Source organism: Streptomyces sp. B1866 (genome assembly GCF_031932565.1).
GTDB lineage: Bacteria > Actinomycetota > Actinomycetes > Streptomycetales > Streptomycetaceae > Streptomyces.
This window is the reverse complement of record NZ_JAVSCF010000146.1, coordinates 1-16,107: the sequence shown is the minus strand read 5'-3', so window position 1 is coordinate 16,107 and position 16,107 is coordinate 1. Positions and strand designations below refer to the sequence as shown.

General features: G+C 75.1%; 15 protein-coding genes and 1 other RNA gene. 9 read left to right on the top strand and 7 right to left on the bottom strand.

Features of this window, described 5'->3' with window-relative positions; translation table 11 throughout:
- Window positions 1-345: 345 nt before the first annotated feature.
- Genes RKE29_RS19010 through RKE29_RS19000 form a run of 3 tightly spaced genes read left to right on the top strand, consistent with a single transcriptional unit; the run spans window position 346 to window position 3,178 of the window.
- The gene (locus RKE29_RS19010) at window positions 346-1,248 is read left to right on the top strand and encodes a Nif3-like dinuclear metal center hexameric protein (RefSeq protein WP_312006638.1); all 903 of its coding nucleotides are present in this window, start codon (window positions 346-348) and stop codon (window positions 1,246-1,248) included.
- The gene (locus tag RKE29_RS19005; protein WP_312006636.1) at window positions 1,245-1,988 is read left to right on the top strand and encodes a C4-type zinc ribbon domain-containing protein; all 744 of its coding nucleotides are present in this window, start codon (window positions 1,245-1,247) and stop codon (window positions 1,986-1,988) included. Before RKE29_RS19010 ends, RKE29_RS19005 begins: the two co-directional genes overlap by 4 nt.
- Window positions 1,988-3,178 carry a bifunctional RNase H/acid phosphatase gene (locus RKE29_RS19000; protein ID WP_312006633.1) on the top strand — a complete coding sequence of 397 codons (1,191 nt, stop codon included), beginning with the start codon at window positions 1,988-1,990 and terminating at the stop codon, window positions 3,176-3,178. Before RKE29_RS19005 ends, RKE29_RS19000 begins: the two co-directional genes overlap by 1 nt.
- A 118-nt stretch (window positions 3,179-3,296) precedes the next feature.
- Here the strand turns inward: RKE29_RS19000 and yaaA are convergent, their stop codons facing one another.
- Window positions 3,297-4,073: a peroxide stress protein YaaA gene (gene yaaA, locus RKE29_RS18995; RefSeq protein ID WP_312006632.1), complete on the bottom strand. Its 777-nt coding sequence runs from the start codon at window positions 4,071-4,073 to the stop codon at window positions 3,297-3,299.
- 196 nt (window positions 4,074-4,269) lie between these two features.
- On the opposite strand from yaaA, the gene RKE29_RS18990 reads away from it, so the two are divergent.
- Together RKE29_RS18990 and rnpB are read left to right on the top strand one after the other, a co-directional pair.
- A complete protein-coding gene (locus tag RKE29_RS18990) occupies window positions 4,270-4,845 on the top strand; it encodes a Uma2 family endonuclease (protein ID WP_312006635.1) in 576 nt (191 codons plus the stop codon).
- Between the two features lie 38 nt (window positions 4,846-4,883).
- Window positions 4,884-5,296: RNase P RNA component class A (gene rnpB / locus RKE29_RS18985), an RNA gene on the top strand.
- A 32-nt stretch (window positions 5,297-5,328) separates the two neighbouring features.
- On the opposite strand, the gene RKE29_RS18980 is transcribed toward rnpB, so the two are convergent.
- Window positions 5,329-6,348 (bottom strand): GntR family transcriptional regulator, encoded by a 1,020-nt coding sequence (locus RKE29_RS18980; RefSeq protein ID WP_312006631.1) that lies wholly within the window; start codon window positions 6,346-6,348, stop codon window positions 5,329-5,331.
- A complete protein-coding gene (locus tag RKE29_RS18975) occupies window positions 6,345-6,854 on the bottom strand; it encodes a hypothetical protein (protein WP_312006630.1) in 510 nt (169 codons plus the stop codon). Before RKE29_RS18975 ends, RKE29_RS18980 begins: the two co-directional genes overlap by 4 nt.
- A gap of 209 nt (window positions 6,855-7,063) precedes the next feature.
- Here RKE29_RS18975 and RKE29_RS18970 point away from each other — a divergent pair, with 209 nt between their 5' ends.
- A complete protein-coding gene (locus RKE29_RS18970) occupies window positions 7,064-8,116 on the top strand; it encodes an XRE family transcriptional regulator (protein WP_312006629.1) in 1,053 nt (350 codons plus the stop codon).
- A gap of 41 nt (window positions 8,117-8,157) precedes the next feature.
- Here RKE29_RS18970 and RKE29_RS18965 read toward each other — a convergent pair whose 3' ends face one another.
- Entirely contained in the window at window positions 8,158-8,781 is a 624-nt protein-coding gene (locus RKE29_RS18965) for a hypothetical protein (RefSeq protein WP_312006627.1), read from the bottom strand.
- 486 nt (window positions 8,782-9,267) lie between these two features.
- Here RKE29_RS18965 and RKE29_RS18960 point away from each other — a divergent pair, with 486 nt between their 5' ends.
- Window positions 9,268-10,890: an alkaline phosphatase D family protein gene (locus tag RKE29_RS18960; protein ID WP_312006625.1), complete on the top strand. Its 1,623-nt coding sequence runs from the start codon at window positions 9,268-9,270 to the stop codon at window positions 10,888-10,890.
- A gap of 17 nt (window positions 10,891-10,907) precedes the next feature.
- Here the strand turns inward: RKE29_RS18960 and RKE29_RS18955 are convergent, their stop codons facing one another.
- Complete coding sequence (locus tag RKE29_RS18955; RefSeq protein WP_312006624.1) at window positions 10,908-11,882, bottom strand: small ribosomal subunit Rsm22 family protein; 975 nt, start codon at window positions 11,880-11,882, stop codon at window positions 10,908-10,910.
- Between the two features lie 168 nt (window positions 11,883-12,050).
- On the opposite strand from RKE29_RS18955, the gene RKE29_RS18950 reads away from it, so the two are divergent.
- The gene (locus tag RKE29_RS18950; RefSeq protein ID WP_312006634.1) at window positions 12,051-12,638 is read left to right on the top strand and encodes a class I SAM-dependent methyltransferase; all 588 of its coding nucleotides are present in this window, start codon (window positions 12,051-12,053) and stop codon (window positions 12,636-12,638) included.
- Between the two features lie 368 nt (window positions 12,639-13,006).
- Entirely contained in the window at window positions 13,007-13,792 is a 786-nt protein-coding gene (locus tag RKE29_RS18945; protein WP_312006623.1) for a hypothetical protein, read from the top strand.
- Window positions 13,793-13,921: 129 nt separating this feature from the next.
- On the opposite strand, the gene RKE29_RS18940 is transcribed toward RKE29_RS18945, so the two are convergent.
- The gene (locus RKE29_RS18940; protein WP_312006622.1) at window positions 13,922-15,004 is read right to left on the bottom strand and encodes a prenyltransferase; all 1,083 of its coding nucleotides are present in this window, start codon (window positions 15,002-15,004) and stop codon (window positions 13,922-13,924) included.
- A complete protein-coding gene (locus RKE29_RS18935; RefSeq protein ID WP_312006621.1) occupies window positions 15,001-15,822 on the bottom strand; it encodes a class I SAM-dependent methyltransferase in 822 nt (273 codons plus the stop codon). Before RKE29_RS18935 ends, RKE29_RS18940 begins: the two co-directional genes overlap by 4 nt.
- Between the last annotated feature and the right edge of the window lie 285 nt (window positions 15,823-16,107).

The following is a 16,107-nucleotide window of genomic DNA, read 5'->3' as shown; positions in this document are numbered from 1 at the left end:
CGGGCGGGCGGCTGCGCGCCCCTCCCCGGCGCCGCCGGCGCCGCCGGCGTCCCCGCCGTCCCCGCCGTCCCCGGCGCTCCCGGCGTCTCCGTCCTCCCCGTCGCGGTCCCGGTCTCGGTGGCACAGGCCGTCATCGTCGAGTCACCTCCGACGACCGAACGTAGTCAGGACGCATCACCCCGAAGGCCCGGAACCGGAATCCTTCACACATAAGGGTGGCTCTCGTCTGATTCCCGGAACGCCGCCACGCGCGTGTGCCGGGTCCCGGGCGCGCCCGGCGGTGCCGGACCGGCGCCGCACCGGCTCGCGGGCATGGCAACGGGCCTGGGAGGTAACCTCATGACCGTGCCCGCACTCATCGACGTCCTCGCCGAACTCGACGCCCTGTGGCCCCCCGAGCGGGCCGAGCAGTGGGACGCCGTGGGCACCGTCTGCGGCGACCCGGACGCCGAGGTGAGACGCGTGCTGTTCGCCGTCGACCCGGTCCGGGAGGTGGCCGACGAGGCGGTCACGCTCGGCGCCGACCTGCTGGTCACCCACCACCCGCTGTACCTGCGCGGCACGACCACGGTCGCGGCCACCACCTTCAAGGGCCGCGTCGTGCACACCCTCATCCGCCACGGCGTCGCCCTGCACGTCGCGCACACCAACGCCGACCGCGCCGACCCCGGCGTGTCCGACGCCCTGGCCGGCGCGCTCGACCTGCGCGTCACCGGCCCGCTGGTGCCCGACCCGGCCGACCCGGCGGGCCGCCGGGGGCTCGGCCGGATCTGCGAACTGCCCGCTCCCGAGCCGCTGGCCGCCTTCGCGCGCCGGGCCGCCGAGCGGCTGCCCGCGACCGCGCAGGGCATCCGGGTGGCCGGCGACCCGGACCGTACGATCCGGACCGTCGCCGTGTGCGGCGGCTCGGGCGACAGCCTCTTCGACCAGGTACGCGCGGCGGGCGTGGACGCCTACCTCACCGCCGACCTGCGCCACCACCCGGCCTCCGAGGCCCGCGAGCACAGCGACCTGGCGCTGGTGGACGCGGCGCACTGGGCCACCGAGTGGCCGTGGGTGGAGCAGGCCGCCGCCCAGCTGGACGAGATCTCCGACCGGCACGGCTGGAGCCTGCGCACCCACGTCTCCCGCACCGCCACCGATCCATGGACGGCCCACACCGCGGCCCACACCCCGGCCCGCGCCGTGCCCGCCGCCGCGCCGGGCGCCCTCACTCCCGCTGACCACACCTCAGGAGCCCCCCGCTGAACGCCGCGCCCGCTGACCAGATCCGCCTCCTCGACGTCCAGGCCCTCGACCTCCGCCTCACCCAGCTCGCGCACAAGCGCAGGACCCTGCCCGAGCACGCGGAGATCGAGACCCTGACCGCCGACCTGGCGGCGCTGCGCGCCCTGCTGGTCGCCGCGCAGACCGAGGAGGGCGACACCGCCCGCGAGCAGGCCAAGGCGGAGCAGGACGTGGAGCAGGTGCGCCAGCGCGCCGCCCGCGACCAGAAGCGCCTCGACTCCGGCGCGGTCACCTCCCCGAAGGACCTGGAGAGCCTCCAGCACGAGATCGCCTCGCTCGCCAGGCGGCAGAGCGACCTGGAGGACATCGTGCTGGAGGTCATGGAGCGCCGGGAGTCCGCGCAGGAGCGGATCACCGAGCTGACCGGGCGCGTGGAGTCGCTGGAGGCCAAGGTCGCCGACGCCACCGCCCGCCGCGACGCGGCCGCGCGGGAGATCGACGAGGAGACGGCGAGCGTCACCCAGGAGCGCGCCACGACCGCCGCGGCCCTGCCCGCCGACCTGCTGAAGCTGTACGACAAGCTGCGCGAGCAGCAGGGCGGCGTGGGCGCGGCCCGGCTCTACCAGCGGCGCTGCGAGGGCTGCCGGCTGGAGCTGAACATCACCGAGATCAACGACCTGCGGGCCGCCCCCGCGGACGCCGTGGTGCGGTGCGAGAACTGCCGCCGCATCCTGGTCCGCACGCCCAAGTCGGGCCTGTGATGGCACGCCGCTTCGTGGTGGAGGCGGACGGCGGCTCGCGGGGCAACCCGGGGCCCGCCGGGTACGGCGCGGTGGTGCTGGACCAGGTGACGGGCGAGCCGCTGGCCGAGACCGCCGAGTACATCGGCACGGCCACCAACAACGTCGCCGAGTACCGCGGCCTGATCGCCGGCCTGCGCGCCGCACGCGAGCTGGACCCGGAGGCCGTGGTGCGGGTGCGCATGGACTCCAAGCTGGTCGTGGAGCAGATGTCCGGCCGCTGGAAGATCAAGCACCCGGACATGCGGCCGCTGGCGGCCGAGGCCAGGACGGTCTTCCCGGCCTCCCAGGTGACGTACGAGTGGATCCCGCGCGAGCGCAACAAGCGCGCGGACCGGCTGGCCAACGAGGCGATGGACGCGGGTCGGCGCGGCCAGCGGTGGCGGCCGGGCGGCGGCGCGGCGGCGCCGGAGGCCGTGCTGCCGGCGGACACCGGCGAGACGGCCGCGTCCGAGCCCGCCCCGGCCCCCGCCGACACCCCCGCTCCGGCTCCGGCCGTCGGCTGGGGGGCGCCCGCGGACCTGGGCACGCCCGCCACGTTCGTCCTGCTGCGGCACGGTGAGACCGCGCTCACCCCGCAGAAGCGCTTCTCCGGCAGCGGCGGCGACGCCGACCCCGCCCTGTCGCCCGAGGGCCGCCGCCAGGCCGAACTGACCGCGGCGGCGCTGGCCGCGCGCGGCACCGTGCAGGCCGTGGTCAGCTCGCCGCTGCTGCGCGCCCGGCAGACGGCCGACGCGGCCGCCGCCCGGCTGGGCCTGGACGTACGGGTGGACGAGGGCCTGCGGGAGACCGACTTCGGCGCGTGGGAGGGCCTGACCTTCGCGGAGGTCCGCGAACGCCACCCGGCCGACCTGAACGCGTGGCTGGCCTCCCCCAAGACTGCCCCCACCGGCGGCGGCGAGAGCTTCGCGGCCGTGTCCCGCCGCGTGGCGCTGTCCCGCGACAAGCTGATCGCCCGGTACGCGGGCCGCACCGTGCTCGTGGTCTCCCACGTGACGCCCATCAAGACGCTCGTACGGCTGGCGCTGGGCGCGCCGCCGGAGTCGCTGTTCCGCATGGAGCTGTCGGCGGCGTCGCTGTCGGTGGTGCAGTACTACGCGGACGGCAGGACGTCGCTGCGGCTGCTGAACGACACGGCGCACCTGCGCTGAGCCGCGCGGGCCGGGCGCGGGGCCGGGGCGCGCCGGGCACGCGGGCCGGGCCGGGGCGGGCCGATCGCCCGCCGGAGCCGCCCCGCGCGGGACCGCGTCCCGGGCCCCCGCGGGGGGACTACAGCTCCTCGACCTCCACGTCCAGCGCCCAACCCCGCCCGGCCCGCTCCGGGGCCGCGGCGGTGACCGCGTACCCCAGGTCGCGCAGCACCCCGGCCAGCTCGGCGGGCCCGGCCGGGTCGGCCCCGGAGGTCAGCAGGTCGCGGACGATCCGGCCCTTGGTGGCCTTGTTGAAGTGGCTGACGACCGCGCCACCGTGCAGCACCCGCACCGTGGCCGTACGCTCCGCCAGCTCCCCGGCCGGCCGCCAGGCCGCCGCGTACGCGGCCGACCGCAGGTCCAGCACGAGCCGGGCACGCGCGGCGGCCTGCGGCAGCACGGCGCCGAGGTGGCGGCGCCAGTACGGGCCGAGCGCGCCGAGACCGGGCAGCTTGACGCCCACCGGACACCGGTAGGAGGGGATGCGGTCCCCGACGCGCACGGCCCCCCACAGCCCGGAGAACACCAGCAGCGACCGCCGGGCCCGGCGCCGCGCGGCCGCGTCCAGTTCGGCGAGGCCGAGCGCGTCGTACAGCACGCCGGTGTAGACCCGCTCGGCGGGCCGGGTGCCCGCGGTGCGCAGCGCGGCGTTCTTGGCGACCTCGCCACGCAGCCCGGGGCCGAGCCCCAGCACGTCCAGGGCCTTGTCCTCATCGCCCGCGCACAGCGACACCAGCGCGTCCAGCACCGCCTCCCGCGCGTCCGTCAGCTCCGGCAGCGACAGCGACCCCAGGTCCAGCGGCTTGCCGCGCCCGGGCGCGGCCTTCCCCTCGGACGGCGGCAACAGCACGAGCACGGTGTCTTCCTGCCTTCTGTGTTCCATCGACGGATCCCGGCCCGCAGCCTACGGCCTTCCGGACCCGGCCCCGGATGCTGTCCACCGACGTCCGCCGTGTGACACGATCGAGTGAGAAGGGCTTTCCCGCACGGCGCCGATCCCCCTCGGTACCTACGCTGTGCACGGAACAGGGAAGGGGCGTGGCATGACCGCCATGGCACACGAACCGCTCACGCAGGCAGAAAGAGACACCCTGCTGGAGGGTTTTCTGGCCCTGAAGACGCCGGAGGGCTTCCGGGCCGAGTTGATCGAGGGGGAGATCGTAGTGACGCCGCCACCGAACGGCGACCACGAGAACAACCTGAGCCGGATCGCGAATCAGGTGATCAGGAAGTCCGCGTCCGACATGGACGTCTCCGGCAACAAAGGACTCAAGGTTCCGCGCGGTGGGCTCTGCCCGAAGAACCACGTGATTCCGGACTGGACGTTCGCCCCCGCCACGTTGCACCTCTTCCACCACGCCGAGCCCTGGATGCCCTGCGACGGTGTCGCCATGGTCTGCGAGGTGACCTCCGCCTGGGCAGACCGCGACCGCACGGCCAAGCGCCACTGCTACGCGCGCGGCGGCATCCCCCTCTACCTCCTGGTCGACCGCGAGAGGAGTTCGGTGACGCTGTTCAGCGACCCGGAGAAGGACGACTACGGGCAGATGGACACGGTCCCCTTCGGTAAGCAGCTCGACCTCCCCGCGCCCTTCTCCTTCACGCTGGAGACGGCCGACTTCGTCTGAGCCCCAGGCCGGGCGGGTACCATGGTGATCACGGCGGACGAGCCGGCCGGGCGGTCGCGTCGGGGTCTTACCAGATCCCGCCGAGGAACGTCCGGGCTCCACAGGGCAGGGTGGTGGGTAACGCCCACCCGGGGTGACCCGCGGGACAGTGCCACAGAAAACAGACCGCCGGGGCCTCACAGGCGCCCGGTAAGGGTGAAACGGTGGTGTAAGAGACCACCAGCGTCCGGGGTGACCCGGACGGCTCGGTAAACCCCACCTGGAGCAAGGTCAAGAGGAGCCGCACAGGAATAGCGTGCGGCTCTGCGCGGACGTTCGAGGGCTGCCCGCCCGAGTCCGCGGGTAGACCGCACGAGGCCGGCGGCAACGCCGGTCCTAGATGGATGGCCGCCTCCCCGGGGACCGCGAGGACCCTGGGAGACAGAACCCGGCGTACAGGCCGACTCGTCCGCCGCACCGACCCGTTTCGGCTCCCGATCCTGGTCAGGACCGCTGTCCGCCCGGAAGCGGGAGATCCCGTACGAACGTGCCCCGCCTGCGGTAGCGGTCGACCAGCCCGGCCGCGCGCAGCAGCGTCAGCGCCCGGCGGGCCGCGTGCGCGGTCACGCCGTGCTCGCGGGCGAGGTCCGCGAGGACCAGGCGCCGCCCGGGCGGGTAGGCGCCGCTGACGATGCGGTCCTGAAGCAGCCGGGCGACACGGTCGCCGTCGCCGCCGCCGCTGGGCACGGCCGTCACCGGCCGGTCGCCGGACGGCCCGCCGGACGGCGCGGGGCAGGCGCCGCCGGCCACCCACACGCCCTGTCCCTCGCACCCCTCGACCAGTCCCTCGGCCCGCAGGTCCGCCATGGCGCGGCCGACGGTGCTGAGGGAGGCGCCGTACCTCTGGCCCAGATCGGCCTGGGGCAGGCGGCTGCCGGGGGTGAGGGTGCCGTCGGCGATCGCCCGGCGGACCGCGTCCGCGACCGCCCTGCGTTTGGACAGCGGCGGCCGGTCCGCGTCGTACGGAGGTGACGGCGGGCGGGCGGGCGGCGCCTCGCCGATCACCCGGGTGCCGACGCCGGACTGTATCTCCACCAGGCCCTCGGCCCGCAGGCTCCGCATGCCCCGGGACACGGCGTTGCGGTTGGAGCCGAACAGGCGGCACAGCGCGCCCTGGGACGGCAGGACCGTGCCCGGCGGATACGTGCCGTCGGCGATCGCCCGGCGCATCGCCCGCGTGAATCTCTGCTGGGCGTCCGGCGGGTCGCCGTCGTCCTGCGTCGGGTCACGCACCCAGAAGCCCTGCCTGGGCGCGGCGGTGAGGATGCGTTCGGCGACCAGGGCCCGCAGCGCCAGGCGCACCGTCTCCGCGTGCAGGCCGTGGTCGCGGGCGAGTTCCCCGACCTGGATACGGTATCCAGGCGGCCACGTCCCCTCGGCCACGAGCTTCCTGACGGCCTGGGCGACCTGCCCGGTCCTGGTCAGCGGACGGCCGGCGGCGGTTCCGGGTCCGCCCGTCCTCATGAGGCGGCCCGGTCGGTCTGGCCGGTCTGGCCGGTGACGGGGCGGCCGTCGGCCAGGTAGGCGGTGGTCCCGGTCTCGGCGGCCAGCAGCGCGGCGCGGGTGCGGCTCTCCTCGTACGGCTCGGCGAAGCCCTCCAGGTCACCGTGCGCGGTCCAGGCGTACGCGCGCAGGTCCCGGCCCAGGGTGACCGGCGCGGTGTGGTAGGCGCTTCCGCCGTCGTACAGCAGCACCACGTCGGCCGCCACGTCGGCCCCGGGCCCCGGCACGTCCACGGCCAGCAGCCGGACCGGCGGCGGAATGTGCAGGCCGGTCTGCTGGAACACCCCTGCGGCCAGGGCCAGGTGCGGCGCCGTCCCCGGGGCGACCGGCCCGCCGGGGAGCCGCAGGCCGGGCGGGCCGTAGGGCTCGACGAGCAGGACGGCGAGGCCCCGGGGTGTGGTGCTGTGGATGAGGGCGGCGGCGCGGATCCGGTGCCCGGCGGGCTCGCGCTCGTGGTCGGCGGACATGCGTCCTTCCTGAAGACGGCGGTGGAATCGGGACGGGAGGGGGTGCGGCGGGTGTCAGGTCCCCGTGCCGGAGGCCAGTGCGGCGGTGAGGGCCGCCCGCCGCCGTCTTCGAGGTGGACGACGAGGTACGGGCGGCGGCGGTGTGGCCCTATTGGCTGCCCGCGCCGGAGCTGCCTGAGCTGTACAGGCCATGGACCGACGCGGGTACCGTGGAGGTTCTGGACGAGGTACAGAGAGGGGTGGCCATGGAGCGGCGCCGATTTCTGGTGCTCACCGGGGTCCCGCTGACGGCATTACTCCACTCCTGGCTCACGGCCGAGCCGGACATAGCCCATGCCGTCACGGGCGAGGGACGCCGCGTCAACGCGTCGATGGTCGACCGGACGGACGTCCGCATCGCCGACCTGCGACGCGACGACGACGCGCACGGCGGCGGCGACCTCGTCCTGGAGGCCCAGGGACTGCTGGCCCTGGTCACCCGCCTCCTCCGCGAGGCCCGGTACACCGAGGCCGTGGGCAGGCGGCTGTACGGGCAGGCGGCCGACCTGTCCCGGATGTGCGGCTGGATGATGTTCGACAGCGGTCGGCACGCGGCGGCACAGCGCTACTTCGCGGCGGGCCTGCGGGCCGCCCACTCCAGCCGCGACGTACTACTCGGGGCCAACGTGCTGGCGTTCGCGAGCATCCAGCAGTACAGCGTCGGGCAGCCGCGCGACGCCGAGGCCATGGTCCGTACGGCGCAGACGGCCGTCCGGGGCCGCAGCACGCCGACCGTGGATGCGATGCTCGCCGCCCGGCAGGCCCGTGCACTGGCGAAGGCGGGCGACGCCACTGGTTGCTTCCGGGCCCTCAGCCGAGCCGATGACCTGGTTGACCAGGGGCCCAGCGAGGACGACCCCTCTTGGGCGTACTGGGTGACACGACCGGACATCGACGTGCTGGCTGGTAGCTGCCTGCTTGACCTCGGCCGTCCAGCCGACGCTCAACAGAGGTTCGCAGCAGCCCACGCCACCTATGAGCCCGGGTACGTACGCACCCATGCGATGTACCTGTCCCGGATGGCCACCGCTCACCTCCAGCAAGGCGAGTTGGACGCCGCCTGTGACTTCGCCACGGAGTCTTTGACGTTGCTGGCCGACCTCAACTCGGCTCGTAGCACCGACCAGCTCCGGGACTTCGCCAAACAGCTCGCCCCGTACCGCGACAACCCGGCAGCCTCCGACTTCCTCGACCGCGCCAGGACGCTGACCGCCCCTGCCTGACCGGCCAAGCGGCCCAGCTCACCGCCGGGGCAAGCGCCGCGTCAGCCGTCCAGCGCCCCCAGGGCCGCCTTCGCCGCGCGCAGCGCGCCCTCGCGCAGGGCCGCCGCGGCCGGGGCCTTGCGGGTCTCGAAGTCGCTGCCGCTGTAGGTGACGGTGACGAGGGTGCCCCCGGCGCGCACGGTGACGGTGGTCTCGCGGGTCTGCTGGCCGTCCTCGGTGCTGAGGCGGTCGCGGGCCGCGGCCGCGTCGCCGAGGCCGGGGACGGGTGTGCCGGCGGGGGTGACGGTGAGGGCGGTGGGGGTGACGTCGTAGGTGACGTCGAGCCAGTGGTAGTCGTAGCCGTGCAGCGCGTGCCAGGAGCAGCCGGCGCGGCGCGTGGGGTCGCTCACCGCGAGCGCGGTGCCCGCGGTGCGGGCGCCGGGCACCAGGCCGCGGACGGTGCCGGACGGCAGGGCGGCGCACGGGTCGGCCGGGGGCCGGGCGCCGTCCGGGGCGGCGCCGTCTCCTCCGGCGGCGGCCTGGTGGGAGGCGGACGGGCTCGGCGAGGCGGCGGCCCGGGGGCCGGCGTCGCCGGGGTCGGCGGAGGCCGTCATCGCGGCTCCGGCCACGGCCAGCAGGGCCACGGGCAGCAGGCGGGCGACCAGGGTGAGCGGGAGAGAACGCACGGCGGGTCTCTTCGGTCATGGAGGTACCGGAGAGACGACCATGCCACACCCCGGCGGGTCGGGAACAGCCCGTGGACGCTCCGGAGCGCACGCGGGCGTACGGTGGTGCGCGCGCGCATCGTCCGACCGGCGCAAACTCGCATACGGAGGGCAAAAGGTGCGACTCTTTCGGGTGAATTTCCCCAGGTAGCGAATTCTCCAGTCAAATCACCGGATATCTGCGCTATGTGACGATCACCCAGCCGTCAGCCGGCCACCCGTCCCGGTCACGCCCCGCGCACCGCCCGGCATGCCGCCGCCGCCCGTGGCACCGCCCGCGGTACGGTCGGCTCCGCACCGGCCCGGTTTCCGCGCCGTACCGCCCCAAGCGTCCCATTCGGCGCTGGTCGTCGCCTGACCGCCACGCGTGTGTCGTACACCGGTCAACCGCCCGCCGCCCCTCCCCCCTGCAATGCCTCTGACGCGACGAGTCAGGGGAGAGTGAACATGGCACACGTCTCACACCAGCAGGCGCTGCGGGCCGCGGCGGCCGGTCTCACCCGGCGCCGCGTCCTCACGGTCACCGGCGCGGCCGCCGTGCTGGCCTTCACCACCAACCTGCCCGACGCGCACGCGGCCGCGCTGCCCCCGCGCGTGCTGTCGGCCAATCCCTTCACGCTCGGCGTGGCCTCCGGCGACCCGCTGCCCGACTCGGTGGTGCTGTGGACCCGGCTCGCCCCGAGCCCGTACGAGCCGAGCGGCGGCCTGCCGCCCACCGGCACCGTCGACGTCGACTGGGAGGTGGCCCACGACGAGGCGTTCGCCCGGGTGGCGCAGCGCGGTACGGCCACCGCGCGCGCCGAGTTCGACTACACGGTGCACGTCGAGGTGGGCGCGCTGGAGGCCGACCGCGTGTACCACTACCGCTTCCGGTCCGGGTCGTGGATGAGCCCCATCGGCCGCACCCGCACCCTGCCGGCCGCCGGTGCCAAGGTCGGCGCGCTGCGCTTCGGGGTGCTGTCCTGCCAGGCGTACCACGACGGCTACTACACCGCGCTGCGCCACCTGGCCGACGAGAACCTGGACCTGGTCTTCCACCTCGGCGACTACCAGTACGAGTACGCGGTCGACGAGGTCGGCGGCGCCCGCGAGTACACCGACCGCACCCTGCCGGAGATCTTCGACCGGGAGACGGTGACCCTGGAGGACTACCGGCTGCGGTACGCGCTGTACAAGTCCGACGCGGACCTCCAGGCCGCCCACGCCGCCTTCCCGTGGTACGTGACCTGGGACGACCACGAGACCGAGAACAACTACGCCGGCGGCGTCGACGAGAACGACGACCCGCCGGAGGAGTTCCTGGTCCGCCGCGCGGCCGCCTACCGCGCGTACTGGGAGAACATGCCGCTGCGCGCCCCGCAGCTGCCCAGCGGGCCCGACATGCGCCTGTACCGCCGGTTCGAGTACGGCAAGCTGGCCCAGTTCGACATCCTCGACACCCGCCAGTACCGCTCCGACCAGGCCTACGGCGACGGCTGGCAGTTCCCGGGCCCGGAGTCCGAGGACCCGGCGCGGACCATGGTCGGCGCCGCCCAGGAGCGGTGGCTGCTCGACGGCTTCCGCGCCTCCACGGCGGTGTGGAACGTGCTCCCCCAGCAGGTCACCTTCGCCCAGCGCAAGAACACCACCGACGCGCGCTCCAAGCTCGCCATGGACTCCTGGGACGGCTACCCGGCCTCCCGCGCGCGCATCCTCGCGGGCGCCGAGCAGGCGGGCGTCCGCAACCTCGCGGTCCTGTCCGGGGACGTGCACACCCACTACGCCCTCGACATCAAGAAGGACTTCAACGACCCGGCGTCGCGGACCGTGGGCGTGGAGTTCGTCGGCACGTCCGTCAGCAGCGGCCGGGACGGCACGGACAAGCCGTCCAACTGGTCGACGTTCATGGCGGCCAACCCGCACATGAAGTTCTACAACGGCCGCCGCGGCTACGTGACGGTCGCCCTGGACGACAAGCACATCCGCGCCGACTTCAAGACGCTCCCCGCCGTCACCGTCCCGGGTGCCCCGGTCAGCACGGCCGCGTCGTTCGTCTCCGAGGCCGGAAACCCGGGTCTCAAGCCCGCCTGAGAGGCGCCCGCCAGGGCCTATGGGGGCCAGGCGTCGCCCCAGCCGGTGTCCCGCGCCGCGCGGTACACCGGCCCCAGGCGCTTGGTCACCGTCTCCCGGCGCAGGCCGTCGGGCGTGCACAGCTCCAGCAGCACCTGGCCCTTGGCGATCCGCGGCCGGCGCACCACGCGCCCGGCCGCGGCGGGCGCCTGCCACCGGGCCGCCACCACGTAGCTGAACTTCTCGTCCTCGTACGGCAGCGAACCGCCCTTGACCCGCCGGTGCAGCGACGAGCGGGCGACCCGGGCCGCGAAGTGGCACCAGTCCGCGCCCGGCACCACCGGGCAGGCGTCGCTGTGCGGGCAGGGCGCCACCACCCGCAGGCCCGCCGCCACCAGCCGCTCGCGCGCCTCGCGCACCCGCAGGTAGCCCTCGGGCGTGCCCGGCTCCACCAGCACCACCACCTGCGCCCGCGCCGCGGCGTCCACCACGGCCCGCCGCCCGCCGGCGTCCAGCTCGCCCAGCACGTACGACACGGTGACCAGGTCGGTGCCCTCGGGCAGGGCCGGTCCGGCGGCCAGCGCCTGCCGCTGCCAGCGCGCCCCGCGCAGCGCCTGACAGGCCGCGTCCCGGGCCAGCTCGCGGCCGAGCGCCAGCGCGGGCTCGGCCCAGTCCAGCACGGTCGTGGCGCGCTCCCCCTCCGGCCAGGCCGCGGCCACCGCCCAGCCCGCCGCGCCCGTGCCGCCGCCGAGGTCGACGTGCGAGGCCGGGGCCCAGTCGGGTACGGCCGCGCGCAGCGCCGCCAGCGCCGCGCCGACGGCCTCGTAGGTCGCGGGCATCCGGTAGGCGGCGTACGCGGCGGCGTCGGCCCGGTCCCGCAGCACCGGCGCGCCGGTCGGGGTGGGCCCCCGGTAGCTGGCCATCAGCCGCTCGACGGCCCGCGCGGCCTGCCGCGGCGGCACCCCTTCCAGCAGCCGGTCGAGCGCGGCGCGCAAGGACTCCCCGGTGGACATCCGCCCAGCGTACCGGCCGCGCGTCCGCGCCCACCCCGGCGTACCCCGGCGTACCCCGCAGCCCGCGCGTGCGGCACGATGGGCGGCGTGCACCAGCCAGCCCCCGGCGCCCCGGCCGCCGCCCCCGACGCCCGCGTCCTCGCCGCCTTCGAGTCGGCCAAGGGCTTCATGCCCGCCGACGAGGGCCTGGCCCTGTACCGGGCCGCCGTCGAAGCCGCCGCCCTCGGCCTGCCGCTGCTGGAGGTCGGCACCTACTGCGGCCGGTCCACCCTGCTGCTGGCCGCCGCCGCCCGCGACGCGGGCACCGTCGCCGTCACCGTCGACCACCACCGCGGCTCCGAGGAGCAGCAGCCCGGCTGGGAGTACCACGACCCGGAGCTGGTGGACCCGGCGGTCGGCCGGATGGACACCCTGCCCGCCTTCCGCCGCACCCTGCACGCGGCGGGGCTTGAGGACCACGTCGTCGCCGTCGTCGGCGCGTCGCCGCGCGCCGCGGCGCTGTGGGGCGCGCCGCTGGGCCTGGTGTTCGTGGACGGCGGGCACACCGACGAGCACGCGAGCGCGGACTACGAGGGCTGGGCCCCGCACCTGGCGCCCGGCGGCCTGCTGGTCTTCCACGACGTCTTCCCCGACCCGGCCGACGGCGGGCAGGCGCCTTATCGCGTCTACCGGCGCGCGCTGGAGTCGGGCGCCTTCACCGAGGAGTCGGTGGCGGGCTCGCTGCGCGTGCTGCGCCGCACCGGCCCGGGCTGCTGAGGCGGCGGGCGCCGTCAGCCCGCGGTGGCCGGGACTTTTCGGCGGCCGGGCCCGGCGACCGCACGGTGTCCTCACCTTTCCCGCCACTCCCGCGCTCCCCAACTGTTGCCCGACTGTGGCAACATGCCCGATCCAAAGGACCCCGTCAGGGGGGCCACGGACGGCATTACGGACTTCTCGCCCGGATCACCCCTCCGGGTCCGGTACAGATCCGGAACAGGGAGGTCACGAGGGGGATACCGATGCACCACCCGAGGGTTCCAGCCGCCCGTCCACCCGTACGATGGGGGCCGCCCCCGCGCCTTCGCGCCGATGCGTCCGGCGATTAAGCAACACGTTTTCAGACGAGACCGACAAAGGACCCCACCTTGAACATCCGCTCTCTCACTAGAGGCGACGGCGTGCTGATCGGAGCAGCGGTGTTGCTGTTCATCGCCTCCTTCCTGGACTTCTACTCCGTCGACTGCCACGGCCAGTCGGGCTGCCCCAGTTACAACGGGTGGAGTTCGGACTTCTTCCCCGTGCTGCCCGCCATCTTCCTGACGGGTCTGATCGGCACTGGTCTGATCATCGGCGCGCGCTTCCAGCCCGCGGGCCGCAACCTGCTCGGGCTCACCCTGGCCCAGTGGGGCACCGCGTTCACCGTCGCCGCCGCCTGGTCGTCGCTGTGGACGCTGGCCGGCGGCCCGGACGGGCTCGACAAGGGCGTCGGTGAGATCCTCGGTTTCATCGCCACGCTGGTCCTGGCGGGCACCGCGCTGGCCGCCGACCGTATCCCCGCTCTGAAGGCTCCGCTGGCGAGCGCCGGCGGCCCCGCCCCGGCCCCGTACGGCGGCGCGCCGCAGGCCGGGTACGGCTACCCGCAGCCCGGTCAGCCCTACGGCGGCCAGCCGGGCCAGCCGTACGGCGGCCAGCCGGCGGCAAGCGCTCCCGCGGCGCCCGCGGCGGGCGCCGGGGAGTTCGCGCCGTTCTGGTTCGCGGTGCCGGTGGCCCGTCCGCTGTTCTCCGAGGACGGCTCCTCCTCGACGATCGCCGAACTGGCGCCCGGTACCTGGTACCTGGCGGTGGAGCAGCGCGGCCAGGCGCTGGTCGCGCAGACCCAGGACGGGCGGCGCGGCGTCCTCCAGGACACGACGGGAATCCAGCGCGGCTGACGTCCCGGGCGCCGCAAGGCGCCTGACGCGCAGGGCGATACGGCCCTCCGCCCGGGTCTTCCGGGCGGAGGGCCGTCGTATGTCCGGACGCCTCTCGCGGGCCCGGCTCGGCAGCAGTCGAGTCGGCGCTCAGCAGCAGTCGGCGTCGAGCCCGCGCGGCAGCCGGTCGCCGCTGAAGACCGCCACCGTCGCCTCGTCCCCGCCGAGCGCGGCCACCGCGAGCAGCAGGGACGCGGCCGTCCAGGCGGTGCGCTCCCTCGGCCACACCCGGGCGTTGTGGTAGTCGTACCCGGTCCAGTACATGCCGTCCTCCGCGCGCAGGTACGGCTGTATCCAGCGCAGTATCTCCACGGCCCGGTCCGACTCGCCGATCGCCCACAGCGCGAGCGCCAGTTCGCAGCTCTCGCCCCCGGTGATCCAGGTGTTGGGGACCAGGCAGCGCACTCCCATCCCGGGGACCACGAACCGCTCCCAGCCCGCCTCGATGCGGGCCGCGGCGGCGGGCCCGGTGAGGGCGCCGCCGAGGACCGGGTAGTACCAGTCCATCGAGAAGTGGTCCTTGTCCAGGAACCGCTCCGGGTGGCGCCGGATGGCGTGGCCGAGCTGCCCGGCCGACAGCTCCCAGTCCGGCTGGGGCTCCTCGCGGTGCTCGGCGATGGCCAGGGCGCAGCGCAGCGCCTGGTAGATGGAGCAGCAGCCGGTGAGCAGCGCGCCGGAGAGCGCGGTGCCGTCCGGGTCGCGCCGCCAGCCGATCTGGCCGCCGGGCTGCTGGAGGGCCAGCACGAACTCGACGGCGGAGAAGACGGTCGGCCACATGCGGTCCAGGAACGCGTCGTCGCCGGTGGACAGGTAGTGGTGCCAGACGCCGGCGGCCACGTACGCGCAGAAGTTGCTCTCGCGGCCGCGGTCGCCGGGCCGGTCGGTGTCGACCCCGACCGGGGTGTCGGGGTAGGCGGCGTACCAGGATCCGTCCGGGTTCTGGTGGTCGGCCAGCCAGCGGTAGGCGGCCTCGGCGCGCTCGTGCTCGCCCGCCGCGTCCAGGGCCATGGCGGACTCGACGTGGTCCCAGGGGTCGAGGTGGTGGCCGCGGAACCAGGGTATGGCGCCGTCTTCGCGCTGCACGGCCGCGATGCCCGCCACGGTCCGCAGGGCCTCCTCCGCGGTGAGGACGCCGGGCAGGACCAGGCGTTCGGTACGGCCCGGACTCGTCACGCCCGCGCTCCCTGGGGGGCGGCGGACTCGGCGGCCGACGCGGCGGACTCGGCGGCTGAGGCGTCCGGGGCGGCTGAGGCGGCCGGCGCGGCGGGCAGGTGCGGCTTGGTCGCGTACGCCACGAAGCTCTTGCCGATCAGCGGGTCCAGCAGCCGCTCGGCGACCCGGGTGGTGCGCGGCCGCTTGACGATGTCCCAGACCAGCAGCTTGTGGTAGGCGCGCACCGGCAGCGGCGCGGCGTCGCCCTCCTTGTTCACGCCGAAGGCGCACTTGAGCCACCAGTACGGGCTGTGCAGGGCGTGCGCGTGGTGGGTGCCGTACGGGCGCAGGCCCGCCTCGCGCATCCTGCCGAGGAGTTCGTCGCCCCGGTAGATGCGGATGTGGCCGCCCTCGTTGGCGTGGTACTCGTCCGACAGCGCCCAGCAGATCCGCTCCGGGCCGTAGCGCGGCACGGTGACGGCGATCCGGCCGCCCGCCCTGAGCACGCGGACCATCTCGGCGAGCACGCCCTTGTCGTCGGGGATGTGCTCCATCACCTCGGAGATGATCACGACGTCGAAGCTCTCGTCGGGGAAGGGCAGGGCGAGCGCGTCGCCCTCCATGGCCGTGGCGGTGGCGCCGGCCGGGGCCTCGCCGGCCTCCTTCATGGCCGCGAACCACTTGGCGACCTCGCGGATCTCGTCGCCGTCGCGGTCCAGGGCCACGACCCGGGCGCCGCGCCGGTAGCACTCGAAGGCGTGCCGTCCGGCGCCGCAGCCCAGGTCGAGGACGCGGTCGCCTGCGGCGAGCGGAAAGCGGGAGAAATCGACGGTCAGCACGGGAGGTCTGCTTTCTCGTCAGTGGATCTCGGGGATCTCGGCGATCTCAGGGATCTCGGGGGATCTCGGGNGGGGATCTCGGCGATCTCAGGGATCTCGGGGGATCTCGGGGGGGGCGAGGGCCGGCTGCGCGGGGCCGGCCGGGGTACGGGACCGTACGGCGGGGGACGGGACCGCACCGTACAGCGCGCCGCCCGGGGCCGGGCCGCGCGGTGGACGAGGCCGGATCGGGCCCGCGCGGGACCGCCCCGGCCGGGCACCGGGCCCCGCCGGGGCGCCCGGTCG

Bases quoted from the DNA above. Each gene is read 5' to 3' on its own strand.
- RKE29_RS19000 (WP_312006633.1), top strand. From the start codon at position 1,988: ATGGCACGCCGCTTCGTGGTGGAGGCGGACGGCGGCTCGCGGGGCAAC.
- RKE29_RS18990 (WP_312006635.1), top strand. From the start codon at position 4,270: ATGGCACACGAACCGCTCACGCAGGCAGAAAGAGACACCCTGCTGGAG.
- RKE29_RS18980 (WP_312006631.1), bottom strand. From the start codon at position 6,348: ATGAGGACGGGCGGACCCGGAACCGCCGCCGGCCGTCCGCTGACCAGG.
- RKE29_RS18975 (WP_312006630.1), bottom strand. From the start codon at position 6,854: ATGTCCGCCGACCACGAGCGCGAGCCCGCCGGGCACCGGATCCGCGCC.
- RKE29_RS18960 (WP_312006625.1), top strand. From the start codon at position 9,268: ATGGCACACGTCTCACACCAGCAGGCGCTGCGGGCCGCGGCGGCCGGT.
- RKE29_RS18955 (WP_312006624.1), bottom strand. From the start codon at position 11,882: ATGTCCACCGGGGAGTCCTTGCGCGCCGCGCTCGACCGGCTGCTGGAA.
- RKE29_RS18950 (WP_312006634.1), top strand. From the start codon at position 12,051: ATGCCCGCCGACGAGGGCCTGGCCCTGTACCGGGCCGCCGTCGAAGCC.